The sequence below is a fragment of the Marinisporobacter balticus genome (assembly GCF_004345705.1).
Classification (GTDB): domain Bacteria; phylum Bacillota; class Clostridia; order Peptostreptococcales; family Thermotaleaceae; genus Marinisporobacter; species Marinisporobacter balticus.
In genome coordinates this window covers 40345-61596 of sequence record NZ_SLWV01000017.1, presented here as the reverse complement: position 1 = coordinate 61596, position 21252 = coordinate 40345, and the positions used below count along the sequence as shown (strand labels likewise).

Here is a 21252-nt window from a genome sequence, read left to right as displayed (position 1 = left end):
ATGATTACGCCAAAGGAAAGATTGAAATGTGTATTAAAAGGTGAAAAAGTAGACCGCCCTCCATGCATCTGTCCAGGAGGAATGATGAACATGGTCATAGAAGAAGTGATGGATTTAACAGGAAGTCATTGGCCAAAAGCCCATACAGATCCACAATTGATGGCAAAGCTTACGCAAGGGATTTATGAAAATGGCGCGTTTGAAAATTTTGGGGTTCCATTTTGTATGACTGTAGAAGCAGAAGCCATGGGCGCACCTGTATTTTTAGGAACAAAGGTCAATGAACCAAGGGTTATAGCGTATCCTATTGACTCTGTTACGCAGTGGAGAAAATTAAGAAATATAGACGTGACAAAAGGACGCATAAAGGTTACACTAGATGCAATAAAAATTTTGAAGGATAGAGATCCATCGGTTCCAGTGGTGGCCAACTTAACAGGTCCTGTTAGTCTAGCATCTTCTTTAATGGAGCCTATCAATTACTATAAGGAGTTAAGAAAAAAACCAAGAGAAGCCCATGAAATGATGGCTTATGTAACAGAAAATTTAATTGCTTTTGGAAAAGCGCAGTTAGAAGCAGGTGCAAATGTATTAACCATATCAGATCCAAGTGGAACAGGAGAAATCTTAGGACCCAAAATGTTTCGAGAATTTGTTGTACCTTATTTAAATAAAATTATAGATGCTTTAAAGCATTTAGCAGAGGTAGGTACGATTATTCATATTTGTGGTAGATTAAAAAGTATATATAAAGAATTAAATTGTTTATCGAGTGATGCCATAAGTTTTGATTCAATTACGAGTGTAAAACAAGTAGCAGAAAATGTTAAAGGGAAAGTGATTATGGGAAATGTGAGCACATTTGCTTTAGAGAATAGTGATGCGGATCATATAAAAACAACGGTGAAAAACTGTATGAAAAATGGTGCAGAAATTTTATCTCCAGCTTGTGGAATTGGACCAAGAACGAGTCTTAAGAATATTCGAGCCATGGTGCAAGCAGTAAAAGAATGTGAAGACAAAAGCTTTCAATTGTAAAATTGAAAGCTTTTGTCATGATTTTATTTGATAAGGTGTATAAAATGATGTGAAAATTGTCATTTTAAAAGGAAAAAAAGGAGTGTATAGAGATGAGCAAAGTAGATGATATTTTTGAAAATTTAAGAGAAAACAGCAAAAACGGTGTAATTGAAATAAAGAATGCAAAGGAAAAAGGAATAAAAGTCGTTGGAACGTATTGTGTATTTACCCCATGGGAAGTTATTTCAGCTGCCGGAGGGATTCCAGCTACTCTTTGTAGTACAAATGAATCTACCATACCAGATGCAGAAAAGGTACTTCCAAGGAATTTGTGTCCGTTGATTAAATCTAGCTATGGATTTGCCATAACAGATAAATGTCCATATTTTTCTTTCTCTGATTTAATTGTAGGAGAAACCACATGTGACGGAAAGAAGAAAATGTATGAGTATTTAGGAAGAATTAAGCCAATGCACATTATGCAGCTTCCTCAGACGATCGAAAGAAAAGAAGACTTTGAGATGTGGAAAAGAGAAGTAGTTTATCTCAAGGAAAGATTAGAGAAAGAATTTGGTGTAACCGTTACAGAAGAAAAGTTAAGCGCACAAATAAAAATAAGAAATGAAGAAAGAAAGGCATTAAAAGATTTTGCAAGTCTTTCTAAATTAACACCTCCGGCCATATATGGAGAAGAACTTCAATTAGTATTTAACCATACTAAATTTGGATTTGATAAGGAGAGTGTTATAAAAGAATTAAAAGAAATGAAAAAAAGTATAAAAGAAGCATATGAAAATGGAGAAAGAAGAGTAAGTGGAGATCGACCAAGAATATTGATTACAGGGTGTCCTATGGGTGGCGCAGTAGAGAAAATAATAAAAATTATTGAAGAAGAAAAGGGCGTTGTTGTCTGCTATGAAAATTGTAGTGGCATCAAAGAAAAGCAAGATCTTGTAGATGAAACGAAAGATCCTATGGATGCAATCGCTGAAAAATATTTAAAAGTACCATGTTCATGCACCAGTCCAAATGAAAATAGAATTGATTTATTATCTACATTAATAGAGGAATATCATGTAGATGGTGTGATCGATGTTATATTGCAAGCCTGTCATACTTATAATGTGGAGTCTTTTAGCATAAGAGAGTTTGTAAAAGGAGATAAAAAAATTCCATATATGAATATTGAGACAGATTATTCTCAAAATGATTTAGGACAGCTTAAAACAAGAATTAGTGCATTTATTGAAATGATGTAAGGAGCAATGATAGCGCATACTTAGCTACATAAATATAAAATCCTGTGGAAAACCACAGGATTTTATACGATTCATCCACAGGATAAGTATTTAATCTTCTTCGTAAACTAAAATATGCTCTTGTTCGTTTATTTTAAAAATCTTTTCAATTTCTTCATCAATAAGATCTTCAAAATTTCCATCATAGAAAAATTTTGCACCGATGCCACAATTTGAACTCAATTTCCGTGGAACAGGCATAAGCTCACAAGAAATATTTTTTCTCTTTGCATTTCTGTCAAATTTAATAGCACCTGAATGGGTAAAAAATATTGCCATATATGCTGTCATATTATTTCCTTGCACAAATGAGATAATCTTCATTGATCTCTTCTATTTCAAATGCATACCCAGCATTTTTTAAAAATCTTACAACATTATTTTTAGCAGTATTGTTATCTACGAGGATGTCGATATTTTTTGGATTTGATGCAATACCATTCTTTGTCATAAGTACAGGTTGTGGGCAAGACATACCCCTTGTATCAATTTTATCCAATTTTAACATCTCCTTCTACTTGTTTATTTGTACTGCTCATTTCGGAATTGAAATACCCTATGAATCCAACGATGATGAAGCAAAGGATTACAGCGATTTGTCCATTTGGTGTAGGGCCTTTAGGACTTGATGCTAGCGCAAAGTTGTGGCAAATTGCAGCCCCAACAAGCATGCCCATAACTGTTATTACAGAATCTGTATTTCCTTCTCCTGATAGAATCAGTTGTCTCATAGGACATCCACCAAGAAGTACGGAAGCCCATCCACATAAAGCCATGCCTAAGAAATTCCAAAGTCCATCAGCGTGGGCAACAGGTTGTTCTAAAAATCCCATTTTGAAGTAGCCAAGTGCAAAGTTTCCGATTAGCGCAAATACAAAGATGGCAATAAAACCTGAAATAAGATAAGTATCCTTAAAAAGAATCAGATCTCTTATACCACCTACCATACAAAGTCTTGTTTTTTGTGCAAGAATCCCTACGATAAGTCCTGCTGCTAATGCTATAAAAATAGGTGCATACATTTTGCCAGGACCTTTTTCACTAAAGAAGATAAAGGCTGGTGCACTGATTAATAAAGCAATTAAGCCTACATTTAATAGTGGGAAAGCAAATCCTTCAGATTTTGGTAACTTATAACTTCTCTTTAAGCTGAAGCCTTTATTTAAGAAGAAAATACCTAAACCAATGCCAGCGACAAAGCCTATGATTCCAACAAGTGCATTTAAATCTCCGCCACCAAGTCTTAAAATCATTCTAAGTGGACAGCCTAAAAACATTAAAGCGCCAATCATTACAACAACGCCAAGGGTGAAGCGAATGAACGGAGAAGATCCTCCACGTACATGAAATTCTTTTTTTCCAATAGCCATGATGAAAGCACCTAAAACCAATCCCATAATTTCTGGTCTTAAGTATTGAACAACGGCAGCTCTATGCAGCCCTAATCCCCCTGCAATATCTCTAATAAAACATGCGATGCAAAAGCCCATATTTGCAGGATTGCCGAATTTTACTAATAATACAGCGATGATTCCAACAATGGCACCTGTAAAAATAATTCCTTTCTTTTCTTCCATTTTTAAATTCCTCCTATATAAGAATTAGTCCAATTTAATAGTAACAATTGAAACAGTAAATGTTAAATAGATATTTATTATACAAGATGGGGAACATATAGAAAAATTCTATTATTATTGTATACATATTTAAAATTATGATAATATGAAGGTTAAATTGTTGTGCGAATTGATTTTTTCTTAATAGGAGGAGTAGAGATGCAGAATATATATCTAGATCATGGAGCAACATCGTATCCAAAGGCACCAGGGGTTGCTGAAAGCATGAGCAAGTATTTAAAAAATATTGGGTGCAATATTAATAGAGGGGCGTATGAAAGTTCTTTTGAAGCAGAAAATGTTGTATTTGAAACCCGTGAATTACTTTGTGAATTATTTCATTTTGATAAGCCAGAAAATGTAGTTTTCACAAAAAATATCACAGAAAGCTTGAATGTACTCATAAAAGGGATTTTAAGAAAAGGGGATCATGTGATTGTATCCTCTATGGAACATAATGCGGTTATGAGACCCCTACATGCTTTATTAGAAAAAGGCATCACATTTTCTAGTGTACCTTGCAACCAATTTGGAGAATTAAATCCTGAAGATATAAAAAAACATATCAAAAAGAATACAAAGGTGTTAATTATGACACATGCGTCTAATGTATGTGGTACGATACTACCGCTTGAAGAAGTGGGAAAGGTTTGTAAAGAACAGGACATTTTCTTTATTGTAGATACGGCACAAACAGCAGGGTTTTTAGAGATTGATTATAGAAAATTAGGTGCAGATGCTATTGCTTTTACAGGACACAAAGGGCTTTTAGGTCCTCAAGGAATGGGTGGATTTATGGTGCATGATAAACTAGTTGAAAAGATGACATCTTTCATAGAAGGTGGCACAGGAAGTTTATCTGAATATGAGCATCAGCCAGAATATATGCCTGATAAATTTGAAGCAGGAACATTAAATATTCCTGGTATTTATGGACTACATGCAGCCTTAAAATATCTATTAGATACAAACGTAGATGCAATAAGAGAAAAGGAACTATTTTTACTAGAGAAGTTTTTAGAGCAAGTACAAAATATATCAGATGTTAAATTGATAGGAAAGACAGACATAATTGGAAGAACCGGCGTAGCCTCTATAGATTTTAAAGGATATGATAATGCTGAGATTGCTTATAGACTATACAAAGAATTTGGGATTATGACAAGATGTGGACTCCATTGTGCACCTTCAGCCCATAAAACACTAAAAACATTCCCACATGGAACAGTAAGGTTTAGCTTTGGGCATTTGAATACAATGGAGGAAGTAGATTATACAATAGATCGTATTGATCAATGTATGCAAGAAATAACAAAAAAATGAATGATAGCATTTGGCTTGTTCATTTAATGATGAATATATTTTAAACCAGAATAAATAGAGGAAAAATAAATATAAAATGGTTTTATATGGAATAAACCAACCGTTGTATTAACTTCTATTTATGATATACTTTTATGAGAAACATTATAAACGATGGAAAAGGAGATATAAAAATGAAAAAAATAATTCGTTTTTTGATGATTACCACTTTGCTTTTCAGTTTGATATTAACTGGATGTGGGAATGAAGTAAATCGTGATCAAGCAGCTGAGAGTACTGAAGATGTATTCAAATCACAAATATTATTTAAGGGTTCGTCTACGTTGGCACCTGTACTATCAAAAATTTCTACAGAGTTTATTGAAGAGTATGAAACTTGGGACAAGGTTAATAAAGATTTTCCAAATAAAAGTTTAGATATTTTTGTTTCTGCAGGAGGTTCTTCAGCAGGAGTAAAATCAGTTATTGATGGAAGTAGCGATTTTGGAATGGTTTCAAGAAGTGTTTCTGATGAAGAAAAAGGAAAAATCGAAGGATATCAAGAATTTAAATTAGGAGTAGATGCATTGACTGTTTCTGTAAACCCTAAAAATCAAATATATAAATTGAAAAAGAATTTATCAACAGAAGAAATCCAAAAGATTTTTTCAGGGGAATATAAATACTGGGATCAAGTAGAAACTTCTTTAGCCCATGAAGAGATTGTTGTTGTTACAAGGGATTTAGGTGGCGGTGCTCATGGGGTATTCCAAAAAAAGGTTATGGGAGATGCTCAGGTGAAAGCAGATGCGATTCAAGCACCTTCAATGGGTGCATTGGTTACAAAGATTATAGAAAATAAAAATGCCATTGGTTATGCATCTTATGGATTGGTAAATCAAAATGGTGGAAAGATCATCCCATTAGATGTAGATGGTGTTGCACCCACAAAAGAAAATATTATAAGTGGTGATTACAAAATCTCTCGTCCTCTTTTAGTAGTGAAAAAGGGTACGCTATTACCACAAGAAGAAACTTTTATCAATGAACTTCTTTCAGAAGAAGGCATGAAGACAATCGAGAGAATGGGATTTGTTCCTGCAAAATAACTTGCATAAAATTCAGAGGGGATTCCTTCTGAATTTTATTTATGGGATTTATTCCTATATGTTTTTAAGGAAGTGAAAAAGTGCATAAAAAATTCGAAAAAATATTTTCTAATAGTATAAAAGGAATTACTTTTTTTTCTGTGATGATTTTAATTTGTATTATCATATTTCTTATAAAAGAAAGTGTTGTTATTTTTGACGAGATCTCTTTGTTAGATTTTATATTTGGAGATAAATGGAACCCTGTTAGAAATCCTCCGAATATATCTATTTTTCCAATGATTTTAGGAACACTGTATGTGTCTTTTGTAGCAATGACCATAGCACTTCCCATTGGTGTAGGGGCAGCAATCTTTTTAACAAGTGTTGTAAATGAAAAAATGAGAAAGATGATAAAGCCATCTATTGATCTTTTGGCAGGGATTCCTTCTGTTATTTATGGGTTGATTGGGTTGTTGGTTCTTGTGAAATTTTTCGAAATTCATTTTGATTTTTCTTCTGGAGAATCTGTCTTAGTAGGGGGGATATTACTTGCTATTATGGTCCTCCCATACATTATTTCTACCTGTGATGAATCCATGATAAAAATTGCAAAAAGGTATAAAATGGCATCCGATGGATTAGGCATTTCTAAGTGGCATATGATCCGCTATCTTATATTACCTGCTTCTAAGAAAAGTATTCTTGCTGGCATCATTTTAGCGCTTGCAAGAGCAATGGGGGAAACGATGGCTGTGATGATGGTGATTGGAAACAGCCCTATTTTTCCAAAACTTTTGGGGAAAACACAAACCATACCAGCACTTATTGCGTTAGAAATGGGGGGGGCCCAAGTAGATAGTCTGCATTATCATGCGTTATTTGCTGCTGGACTTGTGTTAATGGGGATCCTTTTCGTAGTCAATATGCTTTTTTATTATATTAAGAAAAATATAGATTACTAGGAAGTGAACGCTGAATGAAAAGAACTAATAAACATCTAGGAATAAAGCTATGGAGCATTTTAAGTGGGAGCATATTGATATTTCTCGTTTTATATATGAACATCTATATTTTTTCTAAAGGGAAAGAAGGATTAAGTATTGATTTTTTGATGGATATGCCAAAGGGTTTTCCCCTTGGAACGGATGGGGGCATATTTCCTGCTATAATAGGAAGTATATATTTTACTTCAATCGCTTGTTTTTTTGCAGGAATGATTGCCATTGCTACAGCCATATATCTTAACTTTTACTGCACAAATAAGAGAATATATGGAGGTATTCATATGGTCATTCAATCTACAGCAGGGATTCCTTCTATTGTTCTAGGGCTATTTGGATATACTTTTTTAGTTGTTCATTTGAATTTTGGCATTTCATTATTGTCAGGAGGAATGGTTTTAGGCATTATGATATTTCCATTTATAGAAGTAAAGGTTGAAAAAGCTTTCCAAGAAATTAGTAAAGAGCTAATTTATGCTTCTTATGCTTTAGGGATTTCAAAAGCATATACTTTTTTTAAAATTATACTGCCTATATGTTTTGGAGAAATCATTTCGGCTATAGCTTTGGCGGGAGGATTTGCAATGGGGGCTGTAGCACCTATTATATTTACAGGGGGTGTACTTTACGCGCCTGAGCCTAAAGGTATATTCTCTCCAGCAATGGCACTTCCGTATCATTTGTATATATTAATCGGGGAAGGTATATCCATAGAAAATGCCTATAAAACAGCTGCGGTATTATTAGTATTACTTTTAGTTTTGAATAGCTTTAGTATATTTATAGGTTTGTTTAGGAAGGTGGAATAGAATGGATCATATCATTGAGACGAAAGATTTATCAATATATTTTGATCAGAAGAAAATTCTTGATAAAATCAATATAAAAATTAAAGAAAATAAAATTACAGCGATTATAGGGCCTTCAGGATGTGGAAAATCTACTTTTATTAAAAGCTTAAATAAAATGGTGCATGAAGAAAAAAATGCGACAATTGACGGCGAAATTTTATTGCATGGGAAAAACATAAATGGTATGGAAAAAGAAATCGTCCGAGAAAAAATAGGTATGGTTTTTCAAAATCCTATGCCTTTTCCCTTATCCATTTATGATAATATGATCTATGCACCCATTTATTATGGCATAAAAGATAAAGAAAAACTAGGGAATATTGTAAAACAAAAATTAATCATCGCGGGTCTTTATGATGAAGTGAAAAATAATATGAAGATGCAGGCAACAAAGCTTTCAGGAGGACAGCAGCAACGGCTTTGTATTGCTAGAGCATTAACGGTGGAACCTGAAATATTATTATTAGATGAACCGTGTTCGGCTTTAGATGTGAAAAATACTGCAAATATAGAAGAAATGTTAAAAAAATTATCACATCAATATACCATCGTTATTGTAACCCATAATCTTGCGCAAGCAAAAAGAATTGCTCAGTATACAGCGTTTATATTGAACGGAGAAATTATAGAATATGATGAGACAAAAAAACTTTTTGAAAATCCTCAGGATGAAAGAACCAAACAGTATATAGAAGGTATATTTGGATAAAAAATCTCGACTAAGCGTAGTTGAGATTTTTTGATTTTTAAATTTCATTGATGACATGCGCATATGTGATCATATAATACGAATTTTTTATGGTTATTACAAGAACTAGTATTTATCGGTTTCAAGAATGGAGCGGGTTGTCTTCTTTTTGGAAATGATTAAGGAAGGATAAATCCAACAAAAATTCTTTGTAACTTTTTGCATGTAGGTATATAATAGTAAACGGATTTTGTGCAATATATACTGTATACAAAAGGAGAGACCTAAAAATGATGCCCAAATTATTTACATGCTTGAAGGATTATAGCAAAGAACAATTTTTAAAAGATTTTGCAGCAGGAATTATTGTAGCAATTATTGCATTGCCTTTATCTATAGCACTTGCTATTGCATCAGGGGTATCCCCTGAAAAAGGATTAATTACTGCGATTGTTGGAGGTTTTTTTGTGTCCTTACTAGGAGGAAGTAGGGTGCAAATTGGAGGACCCACAGGGGCTTTTGTAGTCATTGTTTATGGGATCATACAAAAGTATGGATTAGATGGATTGATGGTTGCAACGATAATTGCGGGCATATTTTTAATTTTAATGGGTGTCTTTAAATTAGGAAGTATGATCAAGTTCATTCCATATCCAATTACTACTGGATTTACTAGTGGCATTGCTGTGATTATTTTTTCTTCTCAAATAAAGGATTTTTTTGGATTAAATATAGATGGCGTACCAGCAGAATTCATACCAAAATGGACAGTTTATTTTAAAAATTTTAGTAACGTGAATATGGAAGCAGTAATAGTAGGGGTTTTATCTATTCTCATTATCATTTTATGGCCAAAGATAAATAAAAAAATCCCAGCTACATTGGTATCAATTATTGTAGTAACTTTTTCAACATTATTACTAAAATTAGATGTTTCAACGATTGGAAGTCAGTTTGGAGAAATATCTTCGTCTTTACCAAAGTTCCATTTTCCTACTATGAATAGGGAAATGATACAAGCACTAATCGTACCAGGAATGACAATCGCTTTATTGGGAAGTATAGAATCCTTATTATCAGCAGTTGTTGCAGATGGAATGATTGGAGGAAACCATCGTTCAAATATTGAATTGGTTGGACAGGGTGTAGCCAATATATTTTCACCTTTATTTGGAGGAATTCCTGTAACAGGGGCTATTGCAAGAACGGCAGCAAATATAAAAAATGGTGCAAGAACACCCATTTCTGGAATTGTCCATTCGATCTCTTTGTTATTGATGATGCTTCTTCTGATGCCCTATGTTAAGTTTATTCCAATGGCTTCTCTTGCAGCCATATTGATGATGGTGGCTTATCATATGGGAGAATGGCATGCTTTTACAGAACTATCAAAAGGGCCTAAAAGTGATGCTGCGATTTTCTTAGTAGCGTTTTTTCTAACAGTTCTTGTAGATTTGGTTGTGGCCATTGAAGTAGGAATGATACTTGCTGCGTTTTTATTTATGAAAAGAATGGCAGATGTTACGGATTTTAAATATTTATTAGAAGAAAATGACATAAAGGATGAGCTTCCTGCTTATAGAAAAGATCTTTCTACAGAAATCGCATTTTATGAAATTAATGGACCCTTTTTCTTTGGTGCAGCAGATAAGTTTATACAAGTAATCAAAGAGGTAGAAGATTCACCGAAAGTGTTAATCTTAAAAATGAAGCATGTACCGGTTATTGATGCGACTGGATATACTGCTTTAAAAAAATTATATGATATGTGCAAACATAGTGATACAAAATTAATTATCATGGAAATACAAGAATCTCCATTAAAAATATTAAAAAATTATGGATTTATTCAAATGATTGGACAAGATCGAATATGCAAAGATATAGATGAAGCAGTGGAAACTGCAAATAGATTGATTGAGATGAAGGAGGGGTCATCTACAGAAGCGGTGACAATGATATAATAAAAAAAGTTCTATTCTCCCAAGAATAGAACTTTTTTATTGGTACCTCATCAGGGACTCGAACCCTGGACACCCTGATTAAGAGTCAGGTGCTCTAGCCAACTGAGCTAATGGGGTATGTATTCTGAACAAATATTATTATAACACTTATATATTTGTGTGTATACCAAAATAAGGAAAAATTATAGGTAGCTTCTATTCTATAGATTTTTTCTATAATAAGACAGGATGTGATAAAATTTGGAAATCATAAAGTTGAAATCTAATTTGATTTTAGGTTTTCACGGTTACCATAGATAATATGAATGTATAGTTAAAGCTTCTATTGAATGTAAATAATGGTATACTATTTGTTGGGATTATTTTTATCGGGAAAAGAAGGTAGTTTTTTTATTGATTATTTTATGGTATACTTATAGCTATACTTTATTGCGATAAAGGAGTGAAGCGTAATGATAAAGTTAAAAAAAGCAATACCTAAAAAAGAAGAAACAAGCAAACTTGTTGAAGGGCGTGTTTTAGAAATAATCCATAAAATCCGAAAAGAGGGAGATCATGCCCTAAAAGAATATAATATTTTATTTGATGGTTGTGAAAGAGAAAGTTATCAAATTACACAAGAAGAGATTCAAAATGCTTTGAAAGAAGTAAAAGCAACGACTATTGAAGATCTACGCTTTGCAGCGAAAAATATTGAGGAATTTGCAAAAAGACAAAAAGAAATGTTTAAGCATATGGAAGAACAGGAAGTAATGCAGGGGGTGTTTTTAGGGCATAAAGCAATGCCAGTAAACTCTTGTGCAGGATATGTTCCAGGAGGGCGGTATCCTTTGCCATCTTCTGCACTCATGTCGATCATTCCTGCAAAAGTAGCAGGTGTAAAAAGGATTGTTACCTGTTCTCCTGCTGTAAAGGACACGAAATCTATTCATCCAGCAACACTAGCGGCTATGCATATAGCAGGAGCAAATGAAATATATGCTATGGGTGGTTCGCAAGCTATAGGAGCTCTTGCATATGGGACTGAGCAGATAAAGCCTGTAGATATGATTGTAGGCCCTGGGAATCAATATGTAACAGAGGCAAAAAGACAAGTCAGTGGTGTGGTAGGCATAGATTTTTTAGCAGGGCCGAGTGAGGTAGTTGTGATCGCAGATGCTACAGCAGATCCTAGAATTATTGCAGCAGATATCTTGGCACAATCTGAACATGATCCACAAGCAAGAGGAATTCTTTTGTGTACAGATGAAAAAGTTGGAAAAGATACGATAAAAGAAGTGGAAAATTTTCTAAAGGATCTGCCAACAGCAGCCATTGCAAAAGAGGCTTGGGAGAATAATGGAGAGGTTATACTAATTGACACATTAGAAGAAGCCATTACTTTATCGAATAAACTCGCGCCAGAGCACTTAGAGATTCAAGTAGAAAATGAAGAGAAAGTTGTTCCTAAGCTTATAAACTATGGGTCTCTATTTATTGGAGAAGGAGCAGCAGAAGTATTTGGAGATTATGTAGCAGGGACAAACCATATATTACCAACAATGAGAACAGCACGTTTTACAGGAGGCGTTTGGGTGGGCACCTTTATAAAGGTGGTTACTAATCAACGGGTAACAAAGGAAGGATTAAAAATAATTGGTCCTGTTGCATCTAGATTAGGCGCATTAGAAGGATTATATGCGCATAAGCTTGCGGCGGATGTAAGGTTAAAATAAATATAAATATATTATAAAAAAGTTTACTTTTAGAAGACTTTAAAGGTAGACTTTTCTTAATCATATCACTTGCAGATTGATAGCGTTTTTCTGCTTCTATTTCATTTTGAATAAGTGTGCGAAATCGATCATAACGTGCGAAAACGAACAAATAATGTGCGGTTTCGCACGAAAATGTTTTTGCTAAGTTTTTAAAAAATTTAAAAAGAAGCATATCCAACGATTATATTATGCATCTTCGAATCTTTTATTGGCATGGAAATTGCGTATTAAATGAGTTCATAGGATAAAACCTTCATAAAAGATAGAAAGAGGAACCTCTAGGGAGTGAATAATAATGGAAAAATTATTGAATGCAGTCGTTGAAAACAATAGGATTTGGACAAAACAAGGAACGGTAGCTTCTTATATACCTGAGCTCGCAAAGGCGAATGGGGATGCTTTAGGGATTCATGTTATGGATGTAGAATGCAATGAATTTTATGCAGGAGATTTTGAAACAAAATTCACTATTCAAAGTGTTTCAAAAGTCCTTACTTTGATTTGTGCATTGATAGATAAAGGAAAAGAAAAGGTATTTTCAAAAGTAGGTGCAGAAGCTTCTGCTGACTCATTTAACTCTATTGTAAAGCTAGAAACGAGAAATTCTCATAAGCCATTAAACCCATTTATCAATGCAGGGGCAATCGCTTGCATATCGTTGGTTGCTGGGGATAATGGGATTGAGAAGTTTGAACGCGTACAAGAGATGCTGAAAAAAATGGCAAATAATCAAGAGATCCAAGTGAATTATCAGGTTTATCAATCCGAGAAATTAACAGGGAATACAAATCGAGCCATTGCTTATTATTTAAAGGGTGCAAATATTATTGAAAGAGATGTAGAAGATGTATTAGATGCTTATTTTAAATTATGTTCTATTGAGGTTACGGTAAAAGATATTGCAAGAATTGCTTCTGTTATTGCAAATGAAGGGGTTGCTCCTTGGTCCAATGAGAGGATGATTCCTAAAGAAGTAAACCAAATTGTACAAGCGATCATGATGACTTGTGGCTTATATAATGCATCAGGAGAATTTGCAGTAAAAGTTGGTGCACCTGCTAAGAGTGGTGTTGGGGGATGTATTATGACTGTTGTTCCAAAACGAATGGGGATTGCAGTAGTAGGACCATCACTAGATGAAAGTGGAAACAGTATTGCTGGAACAAAGGTTTTGGAAGAATTGTCAAAAAAATTAGAGATGAATATATTTTAAAGCAAAAGATTTTAAAAACCTATAAATTTATATGGGATATAAAATAAAATTATTTTAAAGGGGTGTGTTTTATTCATGGAGTTTTTAGCAACAATAGTTGGAATAGGTAATACGTGGCTATGGTCTCGTATACTTATCGTTATGCTTATTGGACTTGGGACTTATTTTACGATTCGAACAAATTTTGTACAATTTAGATTTTTTGGAGAAATGTTTAAACTTCTTACAGAAGGTGCAAGTGAAGCCGTTAGTTCAAAAGAAAAAAAGGGGATTTCTTCTTTTCAAGCTTTCTGTATCAGTACGGCATCTCGTGTTGGAACTGGAAATCTTGCAGGGGTAGCCATTGCTGTATCTGTTGGAGGACCTGGAGCAGTATTTTGGATGTGGTTAATTGCTTTAATTGGCGCTGGATCAAGTTTTGTTGAAAGTACTTTAGCACAGATCTATAAAGTACCAGATAAAGACGGGTATCGTGGTGGACCTGCATACTATATGGAAAAAGCTTTGGGGATGAAATGGATGGGGCTTTTATTTTCTGTTCTAATCACATTATGTTTTGGACTTGTATTCAATGCAGCACAAGCAAATACGATTACAATTGCATTCGAAGAAGCGTTTGGCATTAGTAGATTGATAGTAGGATTTGTATTAATGGCAATTACAGCAATTGTCATTTTTGGAGGCGTGAAAAGAATTGCAAAGGTTGCTGAAGTAATTGTACCCATTATGGCTACAGCGTATGTATTGGTTGCTGCATTTGTAATCATTAAAAATATTTCGGCAGTTCCAGCAATCTTTAAGCTTATTATTGGCAGTGCATTCGGAGTGAAGCAAGCTGTGGGTGGAGGAATGGGTGTAGCCCTTATGCAAGGGATTAAAAGAGGACTATTTTCAAATGAAGCAGGTATGGGAAGTGCCCCAAATGCTGCTGCAACAGCAGAAGTAACACATCCTGTAAAGCAAGGTTTGATTCAAACTTTAGGGGTGTTTACAGATACATTATTAATCTGTAGTGCGACTGCGTTTGTTGTTTTATTATCTGGTGCTTACAAAACCGGAGATTTAACAGGGATTCAGCTTACACAAACAGCTTTGAGTTCTCAAGTTGGGGGTTGGGCAAATACATTTGTTGCTTTTTGTATTTTACTTTTTGCATTTAGCTCTATTGTTGGAAATTACTATTATGGAGAATCAAATATTGAGTTTATGAATGGAAGTAAAGTATGGTTATTTGCATATAGAACAGCTGTATCGCTAATGGTTTTATGGGGTTCTGTATCTTCAATCCAAATCGTTTGGGACATGGCAGATCTATTTATGGGAATGATGGCACTTATTAACTTAATTGCTATTGCAATGCTTGGAAAAATTGCTTTTGCAGCCTTAAAGGACTATGCAAAACAAAAGAAAGAAGGAAAAGATCCTGTATTTTATGCAGATAGTATTCCTGGACTTAAAAATGTTGAATGTTGGGAAACGTCAAGCAAAGCAGCGTTTAAAAAAGCTTAAAATAATAGCGGGATTAAAGAAAAAAATCGTCTACTTGCGTGTAGATGATTTTTTTGATTTTGTATAAAACTTTGAAGAAAATTAAATACACATACGTATTTAATGAAATAATATAAAGATACCTATGACAGGTATTTTATGCAAAATCATATTGTATTTTAAACAATGATATAATGGGTATGTATTTTTTGAAATAATTATATCATGAAAAAAGAAAAATAATTACTTTAAAAAAATGGCTAGATTTGAATTAAATGTGGAGGTGAATAGATGATTCGTTGTTTTGAGCCGATAGTAGATAGTCAATGCAAACTTGTTATTTTAGGTTCTATGCCTGGAGAAGAATCTTTAAAACAACAACAGTATTATGCGTTTAAAAGAAATCAGTTTTGGAAAATGATCTATCTCATTTTTGGTGAGGTGTTAAGTGATGATTATAATGAGAAAAAAAGTTTTCTTCTTAAACATAATATCGCACTTTGGGATGTATTAAAGAACTGTGAAAGAGAAGGAAGTTTAGATTCTAAAATTAAAAATGAAACAGCAAATGATTTTGAGGGTTTCTTCAATAGGTATCCTAATTTAAAATATGTATCTTTTAATGGAACGAAAGCATATCATTCTTTCAAAAAATATGTTGGGTTTGATCTCAAATCTAATTTGGAATATTTTCAACTACCATCCACTAGCCCCGCAAATACGCAACGGCTAGAAGAAAAGATCAAAGCGTGGGAACGTATAAAAAACTTAGTGTAAGACGATATAGCCACCCCCAACAAAAAACTGGTCTTATTTAGATCAGTTTTTTTGTTGGGTGAAGGTTGAAATATATGTAACTACATTTACTTGTATTTCATTCAGTATGTGCATAATTTGAAGAATGGATAAAGTTATTTAAGGTAGTTGCTTATGGGAAGAGTACAAGGTGGCAAAGTAGTTTAGTATTATTGTTTTATATATGAATAATGTCTATTCAATACATAAACAAATAAAAATGTAAACAAATCAAAAAGAAATTAAATATCAGCATCGTTCACATGAGGAGGGCTTTAATCATAGATGGATTTCACATGTTTTTTTAATCCTTCGCAGTCATTGATTATAATGGTTTTGTTTTTAATATCAATATAATTTTGTTCTTTGAAATAATTTAATCCGTTAGTTACAGTCGTTCTAGAACAGTTTAGATATTTAGCCAATTCTTCATGGGTTGGAATATATTTTTTATCAATGAAGACAGGCTCTTTTAAAGAACCTTCTTGAAGTGCAGTAAATCTTAAAAGGGTACTGGCCATTTTACCTAATGAATCATTAAAAGCATCATCAGCTATTTTTAACATGATAAGTCTGTATTTTCTGATAATACTATGAAGAAAATAAACATAGATCTTAGGATTTTTATTTAATTCTTTTTCTAAAATGTCTCGATTGACGATTGAGAGCACACTATTTTCTAAGGCTTTTACGATGACACAAGTTCGATAGCCATCAAAGTAATCCATTTCTCCAAAGATGGTTCCGTTTGGGAGTCTGAAAAAACAAATTTCATTTCCATCCGTACTATATAAAACTTCTTTTAAATAACCACTTACCACAATATAGATGTTGTCTGCATTGTCATGATTTATCTCATGACCTTTATCGAGGTGGTGCTTTGTGCCAAGCGTTGATAAGTGATTGATAAAAAAAGAAGTCATTTCATCTTGAAGTGTTTTATCAAATAATTCTTTGAACATGTAAACTCCCCCAAAATTTGATGCTATTTTTATATATTATAGCATTGTTTTCATATTTGGGGGAAGGTAGATTTTTTAACAAATTTCCCCGAGGGTTATTTTTATATCCGTATCATTTTCTACAAGGGCTTCAATGGCACAAGTTAACGCTTTGATAATTTCTTCAAGCGTCATATAAGGTACCCCTTTTTTCTCTAAAATCTGATCAGGAATGTATGGAACGTGGATAAAACCACCTTTTATATTCGTATATTTTTTATGAATAAGATACATCAAACCATACATCAAATGATTACATACAAAGGTACCTGCGGTATTAGAAACCACAGCTGGAATATGATTTTCTTGTATTTTTTTTGCCATTGCTTTTAGAGGAAGGTTTGAAAAATAAGCATTTTCACCATCTTCAAATACAGGCTGGTCTATAGGTTGATTTTTTTCATTGTCAGGAATTCGTGCGTCATCTAGATTGATTGCAACTCTTTCAATACTCATTTCAAAACGTCCGCCAGCTTGACCTACACATATAACTGCGTCTGGTTTTTCTTCTTGGATGTATTTTTCGAGCATTTGAATAGATTTTTTAAAAACTGTTGGAATTTCTTTTTTAATAATGGTTACAGAACCAATTGTATCATCTAATCGTTTTACTGCTTCAAAAGATGGATTTATTTTTTCTCCTCCAAAAGGAGTAAATCCAGTTATTAGTACTTTCATTCGAGCAACTCCTTATTGATTAGTTAAAATGCCCAGAAATACATTAGGAAAATATGGGTGAGTAATAGCGAGAATGCCACTGGAAATTGTGATAATAGTACTTTGTTTTTATTTTTCATATCTAGTATAGCAGCAGGAAGAATATTAAAATTAGCAGCCATTGGTGTCATCAGTGTACCACAATACCCTGCAGTAAGACCGAGAATTCCTGCTACTAAGACAACGGCAATGGTATTATACTTTTTCTTAAATCCAATTAATATGATAAGTACACCAACAAGCTTGATCATATTTGAAATCCTCCTTTATGCAAAAAAATGTTATATTTTGATAGGCCTATTCACTTATAAGTATAAATAAAACATTTTTAATTTTCTGTGTTCTACACAACATTTTATGGGGAAATCCAATTTTTTTAATTGCATAAGAATCCTATAATATTTTTATATTTGAATGGTTTTGTTTTAAGATGTCTATAATATTGAATTTGAGACTAAAGGAATTGGTAAAAAAAGAATAGAAAAGATAAAGAATGCATGGAAAGATCAAAAAGAAATAAAGAACATTAATTATACTAACCTTAAGCCACTTGGCATCAGAAAAAGAAATTTAAAATACATTGTGCTTACAAAGAGGCGCAACAGAATATAGATTGCATGATAAAGTAATGCAAATATGTAATAACTACGATAAAGAAGTATTTAACGGAGATACAGGTTTCATATCTTCTATCAAGTATGGAAGAAAAAGCATTGACGGTTACCTTTGATGGGCGAACTGTGGAATGTTTGTTCATGTTTGAGCAACCATTCTTTTCTCCAAATACCACCCGCGTATCCTGTCAATTTTCCATTGCTTCCAATGACTCTATGACAGGGAATGATGATAGCAATTTTATTTTTGTTGTTTGCATTTCCTACTGCGCGGACTGCTTTTTCATTTCTGATCGCTTTTGCTACGTCTTTGTAAGAGACGACGTTTCCATAATCAATATTTGTTAAATAATCCCATACCTGTTTTTGGAAAGCTGTTCCTTGTATAGATAAGTTTAAGTCAAAGGTTTTTCTTTTTCCTTTGAAATATTCATCTAACTGAATAGATGTTTTTTTTAGAATCGGTGGAATATCTAAACTCTTTTCTTCTTGTTCAACAAAGTCGACAGACAAAATACTTTTCTTTGTACTTGAAATTTCTAATATCCCTATTGGAGATTGATAATAAATATGATACCTTTTCATTCGCTGAACCTCCCTTTTTTACTTTAGATGCTTTTAGTTTATTTTATCACTTTTTCGAGTGTTATTTTAAAAAATTTGTATTTAAATAGTTGAAATGCGTAGGCGTACTGTAAGTAATTTATCGAATAAAAGAGGAATTTATAAAAAAACATAGAATTTTAGAAATAATAGATTAAATCTAATAGGATTCACTTGTTTTCAAAATTATATATTGGGTATAGAAAAAGACGGGGGTTTAGCTATGCGCATTAAATCGAAATTAATTATTAGTTATGTATTATTAATTGTGTTTTCTGTAAGCGTTTTAAACTTTTTAATTATTGATAAATCAAGAAAAGCATTTTTTCAAGAGGCGACTGAAAAAAATGAACGGATTGTAGAATTAATTCATAATATGGTGAGTGTTCGAAATGATCTACTTTCAGAAAAAGTATGGTCGGATTTACGCTATGTAGAGGAGTTATTAAATAATCTAGGGAAAATAAGAATAGACGATACAAAACAAATCCAGGTTGAAAACTTTACATTGCCAGCTTTATACGCTGGAGATACAAATTTAACTTTGGATAATACTTTTGTTGATCATATAAAAGAATCCATAGGTACGATTGCTTCTGTTTTTTTGTTGAAAGAAAATAAACTCATAAGAGTTACAACAAATCTCACAAAAGATGGAAAAAGGATCATTGGAACCTACATGGCGAGTCGTTCTGATGTTTATAAGAAGATCATTAAGAATGAAACATACTATGGCACCCAACGAATTGGGAAAGATTGGATTGTAACAGGGTACAAACCTCTTTTGGATAGCGATAATAATGTGATCGGTGCAATTGCTTTAGGATATAAAGGCATTAATTCTTATTTTGAGAAAACATTAAGTAATATTAAAATTGGAGAAACGGGATATGTTTATATAATGAATTCTAACGGAGATGTACTTGTTCATCCAAATAGAGAAGGAGAAAATTTATCTGCTTTTGAATTTACGAAAGAAATTCTCAAAAAAAAGAAAGGGATTATTCAATATGAATTTGATGGGATTTCTAAATTGGCTAATTACATATATTTTGAACCTTGGGATTTATATATTGTAGCAACTGCAAATCATGATGATTTGAACGCCTCTTCTAAACCGATTTTATATACATCATGGCTAATAGGCGCGATCGTTTCATTAATCGGTGCAATTTTATCTTTATTTGTCGCAAATACTTTAGTAAAACCTATTAATAAATTAAAGAATTATATGGAGACTGTGAGTGCGGGAGATTTAACAGTATATTCGGATATAAGAAGTAAAGATGAAATTGGTATACTTTCAGATAGTTTTAATCATATGCTTGATGAAAATAAAAAATCGTTAGAAGAAGTTATTAACCAGGATCAAATAAAAACAGAGTTTTTTTCAAATATATCGCATGAATTAAAAACACCGATAAATATGATTCTATCAATCGCACAATTATTTTCACTTTATGCAAAAAATGATAGTCAAATGGCTGAATGTAGGAAGTTTAGCAAACACATGAATATTATAAAGCAAAATTGTTATAGGCTATTGCGGTTAGTAAACAATTTAATTGATATTACTAAAATAGATTCTGGATTTATGCAATTAAAATTAAAGAATCAAAATATCATAGAAGTTGTTGAAAATGTAACTTTATCTACTGTTGAATATGTCCAGAGTAAAGAAAGGAACATTATATTTGATACAGATATAGAAGAGCGGTTTATGGCTATAGATGCAGAAAAAATCGAAAGAATTATGTTGAATCTTATTTCAAATGCAGTAAAATTCACAGAACCGGGGGATAAAATAGAAGTAAATACGCATGATAAAAATGAAGAGATTTTAATTTGTGTGAAAGATACAGGAATAGGGATTCCAGAGAATCAGCAAGAAAAAATATTTGAAAGATTTAAGCAAGTAGATCCTCACTTGAGCCGAAGTCATGAGGGGAGTGGTATTGGGTTATCACTTGTTAAGTCGTTAGTTGAAATGCATGGCGGCAAAATTTTTGTGAAAAGTAAATATGGAGAAGGAACAGAAATTATGATCATACTACCAGTAAAATTTATCGATACAAACAATGATCCTAGAACAAAAGATGATTATGAAGAAAAAACAAATGTAGAGAAAATACAAATTGAGTTTTCTGATATTTACGCATAAAAAAGAACAGCCCATGATGGCGTGTTCTTTTTTAAAAGTATTTTATCTCAAAGTAGCTATGGGAAAAATAAA

The 21252-nt window shown here is 32.9% G+C and carries 21 protein-coding genes and 1 tRNA gene; 14 read left to right on the top strand and 8 right to left on the bottom strand.

What is annotated here, in order from left to right:
• Entirely contained in the window at nt 1-1038 is a 1038-nt protein-coding gene (locus EV214_RS12020; protein ID WP_132246103.1) for a methylcobamide:CoM methyltransferase MtbA, read from the top strand.
• Nucleotides 1039-1130: 92 nt separating this feature from the next.
• Nucleotides 1131-2279: a double-cubane-cluster-containing anaerobic reductase gene (locus EV214_RS12015; RefSeq protein ID WP_132246101.1), complete on the top strand. Its 1149-nt coding sequence runs from the start codon at nt 1131-1133 to the stop codon at nt 2277-2279.
• Between the two features lie 90 nt (nt 2280-2369).
• Here EV214_RS12015 and EV214_RS12010 read toward each other — a convergent pair whose 3' ends face one another.
• Genes EV214_RS12010 through yedE form a run of 3 tightly spaced genes read right to left on the bottom strand, consistent with a single transcriptional unit; the run spans nt 2370 to nt 3895 of the window.
• Nucleotides 2370-2642, bottom strand: coding sequence for a DUF3343 domain-containing protein (locus EV214_RS12010; RefSeq protein WP_243116641.1), 273 nt, complete (start codon nt 2640-2642; stop codon nt 2370-2372).
• Nucleotides 2611-2817, bottom strand: coding sequence for a sulfurtransferase TusA family protein (locus tag EV214_RS12005; protein WP_132246099.1), 207 nt, complete (start codon nt 2815-2817; stop codon nt 2611-2613). Before EV214_RS12005 ends, EV214_RS12010 begins: the two co-directional genes overlap by 32 nt.
• A complete protein-coding gene (gene yedE, locus EV214_RS12000) occupies nt 2810-3895 on the bottom strand; it encodes a YedE family putative selenium transporter (RefSeq protein WP_132246097.1) in 1086 nt (361 codons plus the stop codon). Before yedE ends, EV214_RS12005 begins: the two co-directional genes overlap by 8 nt.
• Nucleotides 3896-4093: 198 nt before the next feature.
• Here yedE and EV214_RS11995 point away from each other — a divergent pair, with 198 nt between their 5' ends.
• The 6 genes from EV214_RS11995 (at nt 4094) to EV214_RS11970 (ending at nt 10831) form a co-directional block, all read left to right on the top strand.
• Nucleotides 4094-5257 carry an aminotransferase class V-fold PLP-dependent enzyme gene (locus EV214_RS11995; protein WP_132246095.1) on the top strand — a complete coding sequence of 388 codons (1164 nt, stop codon included), beginning with the start codon at nt 4094-4096 and terminating at the stop codon, nt 5255-5257.
• Between the two features lie 173 nt (nt 5258-5430).
• Nucleotides 5431-6345 carry a phosphate ABC transporter substrate-binding protein gene (locus tag EV214_RS11990; protein ID WP_132246093.1) on the top strand — a complete coding sequence of 305 codons (915 nt, stop codon included), beginning with the start codon at nt 5431-5433 and terminating at the stop codon, nt 6343-6345.
• 80 nt (nt 6346-6425) lie between these two features.
• On the top strand, nt 6426-7289 hold the full coding sequence (gene pstC / locus EV214_RS11985; protein ID WP_132246091.1) for a phosphate ABC transporter permease subunit PstC: 864 nt from the start codon (nt 6426-6428) through the stop codon (nt 7287-7289).
• A gap of 14 nt (nt 7290-7303) precedes the next feature.
• Nucleotides 7304-8137, top strand: a complete 834-nt coding sequence (locus tag EV214_RS11980; protein WP_132246089.1) for a PstA family ABC transporter permease — start codon at nt 7304-7306, stop codon at nt 8135-8137.
• Between the two features lies 1 nt (nt 8138).
• The gene (locus tag EV214_RS11975) at nt 8139-8888 is read left to right on the top strand and encodes a phosphate ABC transporter ATP-binding protein (protein ID WP_132246087.1); all 750 of its coding nucleotides are present in this window, start codon (nt 8139-8141) and stop codon (nt 8886-8888) included.
• A gap of 269 nt (nt 8889-9157) precedes the next feature.
• Nucleotides 9158-10831, top strand: coding sequence for a SulP family inorganic anion transporter (locus tag EV214_RS11970; RefSeq protein ID WP_132246085.1), 1674 nt, complete (start codon nt 9158-9160; stop codon nt 10829-10831).
• 40 nt (nt 10832-10871) lie between these two features.
• On the opposite strand, the gene EV214_RS11965 is transcribed toward EV214_RS11970, so the two are convergent.
• Nucleotides 10872-10948, bottom strand: a tRNA-Lys gene (locus EV214_RS11965).
• 335 nt (nt 10949-11283) lie between these two features.
• Between EV214_RS11965 and hisD the strand changes: the two genes are divergently transcribed.
• The 4 genes from hisD to EV214_RS11945 all read left to right on the top strand — a co-directional run bounded on the left by hisD (nt 11284) and on the right by EV214_RS11945 (nt 16066).
• A complete protein-coding gene (gene hisD, locus EV214_RS11960; protein ID WP_132246083.1) occupies nt 11284-12546 on the top strand; it encodes a histidinol dehydrogenase in 1263 nt (420 codons plus the stop codon).
• Between the two features lie 337 nt (nt 12547-12883).
• Nucleotides 12884-13801, top strand: a complete 918-nt coding sequence (gene glsA / locus EV214_RS11955; protein ID WP_132246081.1) for a glutaminase A — start codon at nt 12884-12886, stop codon at nt 13799-13801.
• A 75-nt stretch (nt 13802-13876) separates the two neighbouring features.
• Nucleotides 13877-15310 carry an alanine/glycine:cation symporter family protein gene (locus EV214_RS11950; protein ID WP_132246079.1) on the top strand — a complete coding sequence of 478 codons (1434 nt, stop codon included), beginning with the start codon at nt 13877-13879 and terminating at the stop codon, nt 15308-15310.
• A 270-nt stretch (nt 15311-15580) separates the two neighbouring features.
• Nucleotides 15581-16066, top strand: coding sequence for a DNA-deoxyinosine glycosylase (locus EV214_RS11945; RefSeq protein ID WP_132246077.1), 486 nt, complete (start codon nt 15581-15583; stop codon nt 16064-16066).
• A 293-nt stretch (nt 16067-16359) separates the two neighbouring features.
• Here the strand turns inward: EV214_RS11945 and EV214_RS11940 are convergent, their stop codons facing one another.
• The 3 genes from EV214_RS11940 to EV214_RS11930 form a co-directional block, all read right to left on the bottom strand.
• On the bottom strand, nt 16360-17046 hold the full coding sequence (locus EV214_RS11940; RefSeq protein WP_132246075.1) for a Crp/Fnr family transcriptional regulator: 687 nt from the start codon (nt 17044-17046) through the stop codon (nt 16360-16362).
• Nucleotides 17047-17121: 75 nt separating this feature from the next.
• A complete protein-coding gene (pcp, locus tag EV214_RS11935; protein WP_132246073.1) occupies nt 17122-17763 on the bottom strand; it encodes a pyroglutamyl-peptidase I in 642 nt (213 codons plus the stop codon).
• Nucleotides 17764-17786: 23 nt separating this feature from the next.
• The gene (locus EV214_RS11930; RefSeq protein ID WP_132246071.1) at nt 17787-18053 is read right to left on the bottom strand and encodes a 5-oxoproline transporter, DUF979 family subunit; all 267 of its coding nucleotides are present in this window, start codon (nt 18051-18053) and stop codon (nt 17787-17789) included.
• Between the two features lie 377 nt (nt 18054-18430).
• Between EV214_RS11930 and EV214_RS19685 the strand changes: the two genes are divergently transcribed.
• The gene (locus EV214_RS19685; protein WP_243116646.1) at nt 18431-18532 is read left to right on the top strand and encodes a hypothetical protein; all 102 of its coding nucleotides are present in this window, start codon (nt 18431-18433) and stop codon (nt 18530-18532) included.
• Here EV214_RS19685 and EV214_RS11925 read toward each other — a convergent pair.
• Nucleotides 18495-19001 (bottom strand): methylated-DNA--[protein]-cysteine S-methyltransferase, encoded by a 507-nt coding sequence (locus EV214_RS11925; RefSeq protein ID WP_132246069.1) that lies wholly within the window; start codon nt 18999-19001, stop codon nt 18495-18497. The two genes, EV214_RS19685 and EV214_RS11925, sit on opposite strands and share 38 nt — an antisense overlap.
• Before the next feature lie 241 nt (nt 19002-19242).
• Here EV214_RS11925 and EV214_RS11920 point away from each other — a divergent pair, with 241 nt between their 5' ends.
• Nucleotides 19243-21180, top strand: a complete 1938-nt coding sequence (locus tag EV214_RS11920; RefSeq protein ID WP_132246067.1) for a Cache 3/Cache 2 fusion domain-containing protein — start codon at nt 19243-19245, stop codon at nt 21178-21180.
• The last annotated feature ends 72 nt before the right edge of the window (nt 21181-21252 follow it).

Coding starts and splice junctions, on each gene's coding strand:
- EV214_RS12020 (WP_132246103.1), top strand. CDS start 1: ATGATTACGCCAAAGGAAAGATTGAAATGTGTATTAAAAGGTGAAAAA.
- EV214_RS12015 (WP_132246101.1), top strand. CDS start 1,131: ATGAGCAAAGTAGATGATATTTTTGAAAATTTAAGAGAAAACAGCAAA.
- EV214_RS12010 (WP_243116641.1), bottom strand. CDS start 2,642: ATGAAGATTATCTCATTTGTGCAAGGAAATAATATGACAGCATATATG.
- yedE (WP_132246097.1), bottom strand. CDS start 3,895: ATGGAAGAAAAGAAAGGAATTATTTTTACAGGTGCCATTGTTGGAATC.
- EV214_RS11995 (WP_132246095.1), top strand. CDS start 4,094: ATGCAGAATATATATCTAGATCATGGAGCAACATCGTATCCAAAGGCA.
- EV214_RS11990 (WP_132246093.1), top strand. CDS start 5,431: ATGAAAAAAATAATTCGTTTTTTGATGATTACCACTTTGCTTTTCAGT.
- EV214_RS11980 (WP_132246089.1), top strand. CDS start 7,304: ATGAAAAGAACTAATAAACATCTAGGAATAAAGCTATGGAGCATTTTA.
- EV214_RS11975 (WP_132246087.1), top strand. CDS start 8,139: ATGGATCATATCATTGAGACGAAAGATTTATCAATATATTTTGATCAG.
- EV214_RS11970 (WP_132246085.1), top strand. CDS start 9,158: ATGATGCCCAAATTATTTACATGCTTGAAGGATTATAGCAAAGAACAA.
- hisD (WP_132246083.1), top strand. CDS start 11,284: ATGATAAAGTTAAAAAAAGCAATACCTAAAAAAGAAGAAACAAGCAAA.
- glsA (WP_132246081.1), top strand. CDS start 12,884: ATGGAAAAATTATTGAATGCAGTCGTTGAAAACAATAGGATTTGGACA.
- EV214_RS11950 (WP_132246079.1), top strand. CDS start 13,877: ATGGAGTTTTTAGCAACAATAGTTGGAATAGGTAATACGTGGCTATGG.
- EV214_RS11945 (WP_132246077.1), top strand. CDS start 15,581: ATGATTCGTTGTTTTGAGCCGATAGTAGATAGTCAATGCAAACTTGTT.
- EV214_RS11940 (WP_132246075.1), bottom strand. CDS start 17,046: ATGTTCAAAGAATTATTTGATAAAACACTTCAAGATGAAATGACTTCT.
- pcp (WP_132246073.1), bottom strand. CDS start 17,763: ATGAAAGTACTAATAACTGGATTTACTCCTTTTGGAGGAGAAAAAATA.
- EV214_RS11930 (WP_132246071.1), bottom strand. CDS start 18,053: ATGATCAAGCTTGTTGGTGTACTTATCATATTAATTGGATTTAAGAAA.
- EV214_RS19685 (WP_243116646.1), top strand. CDS start 18,431: ATGCAAATATGTAATAACTACGATAAAGAAGTATTTAACGGAGATACA.
- EV214_RS11925 (WP_132246069.1), bottom strand. CDS start 19,001: ATGAAAAGGTATCATATTTATTATCAATCTCCAATAGGGATATTAGAA.
- EV214_RS11920 (WP_132246067.1), top strand. CDS start 19,243: ATGCGCATTAAATCGAAATTAATTATTAGTTATGTATTATTAATTGTG.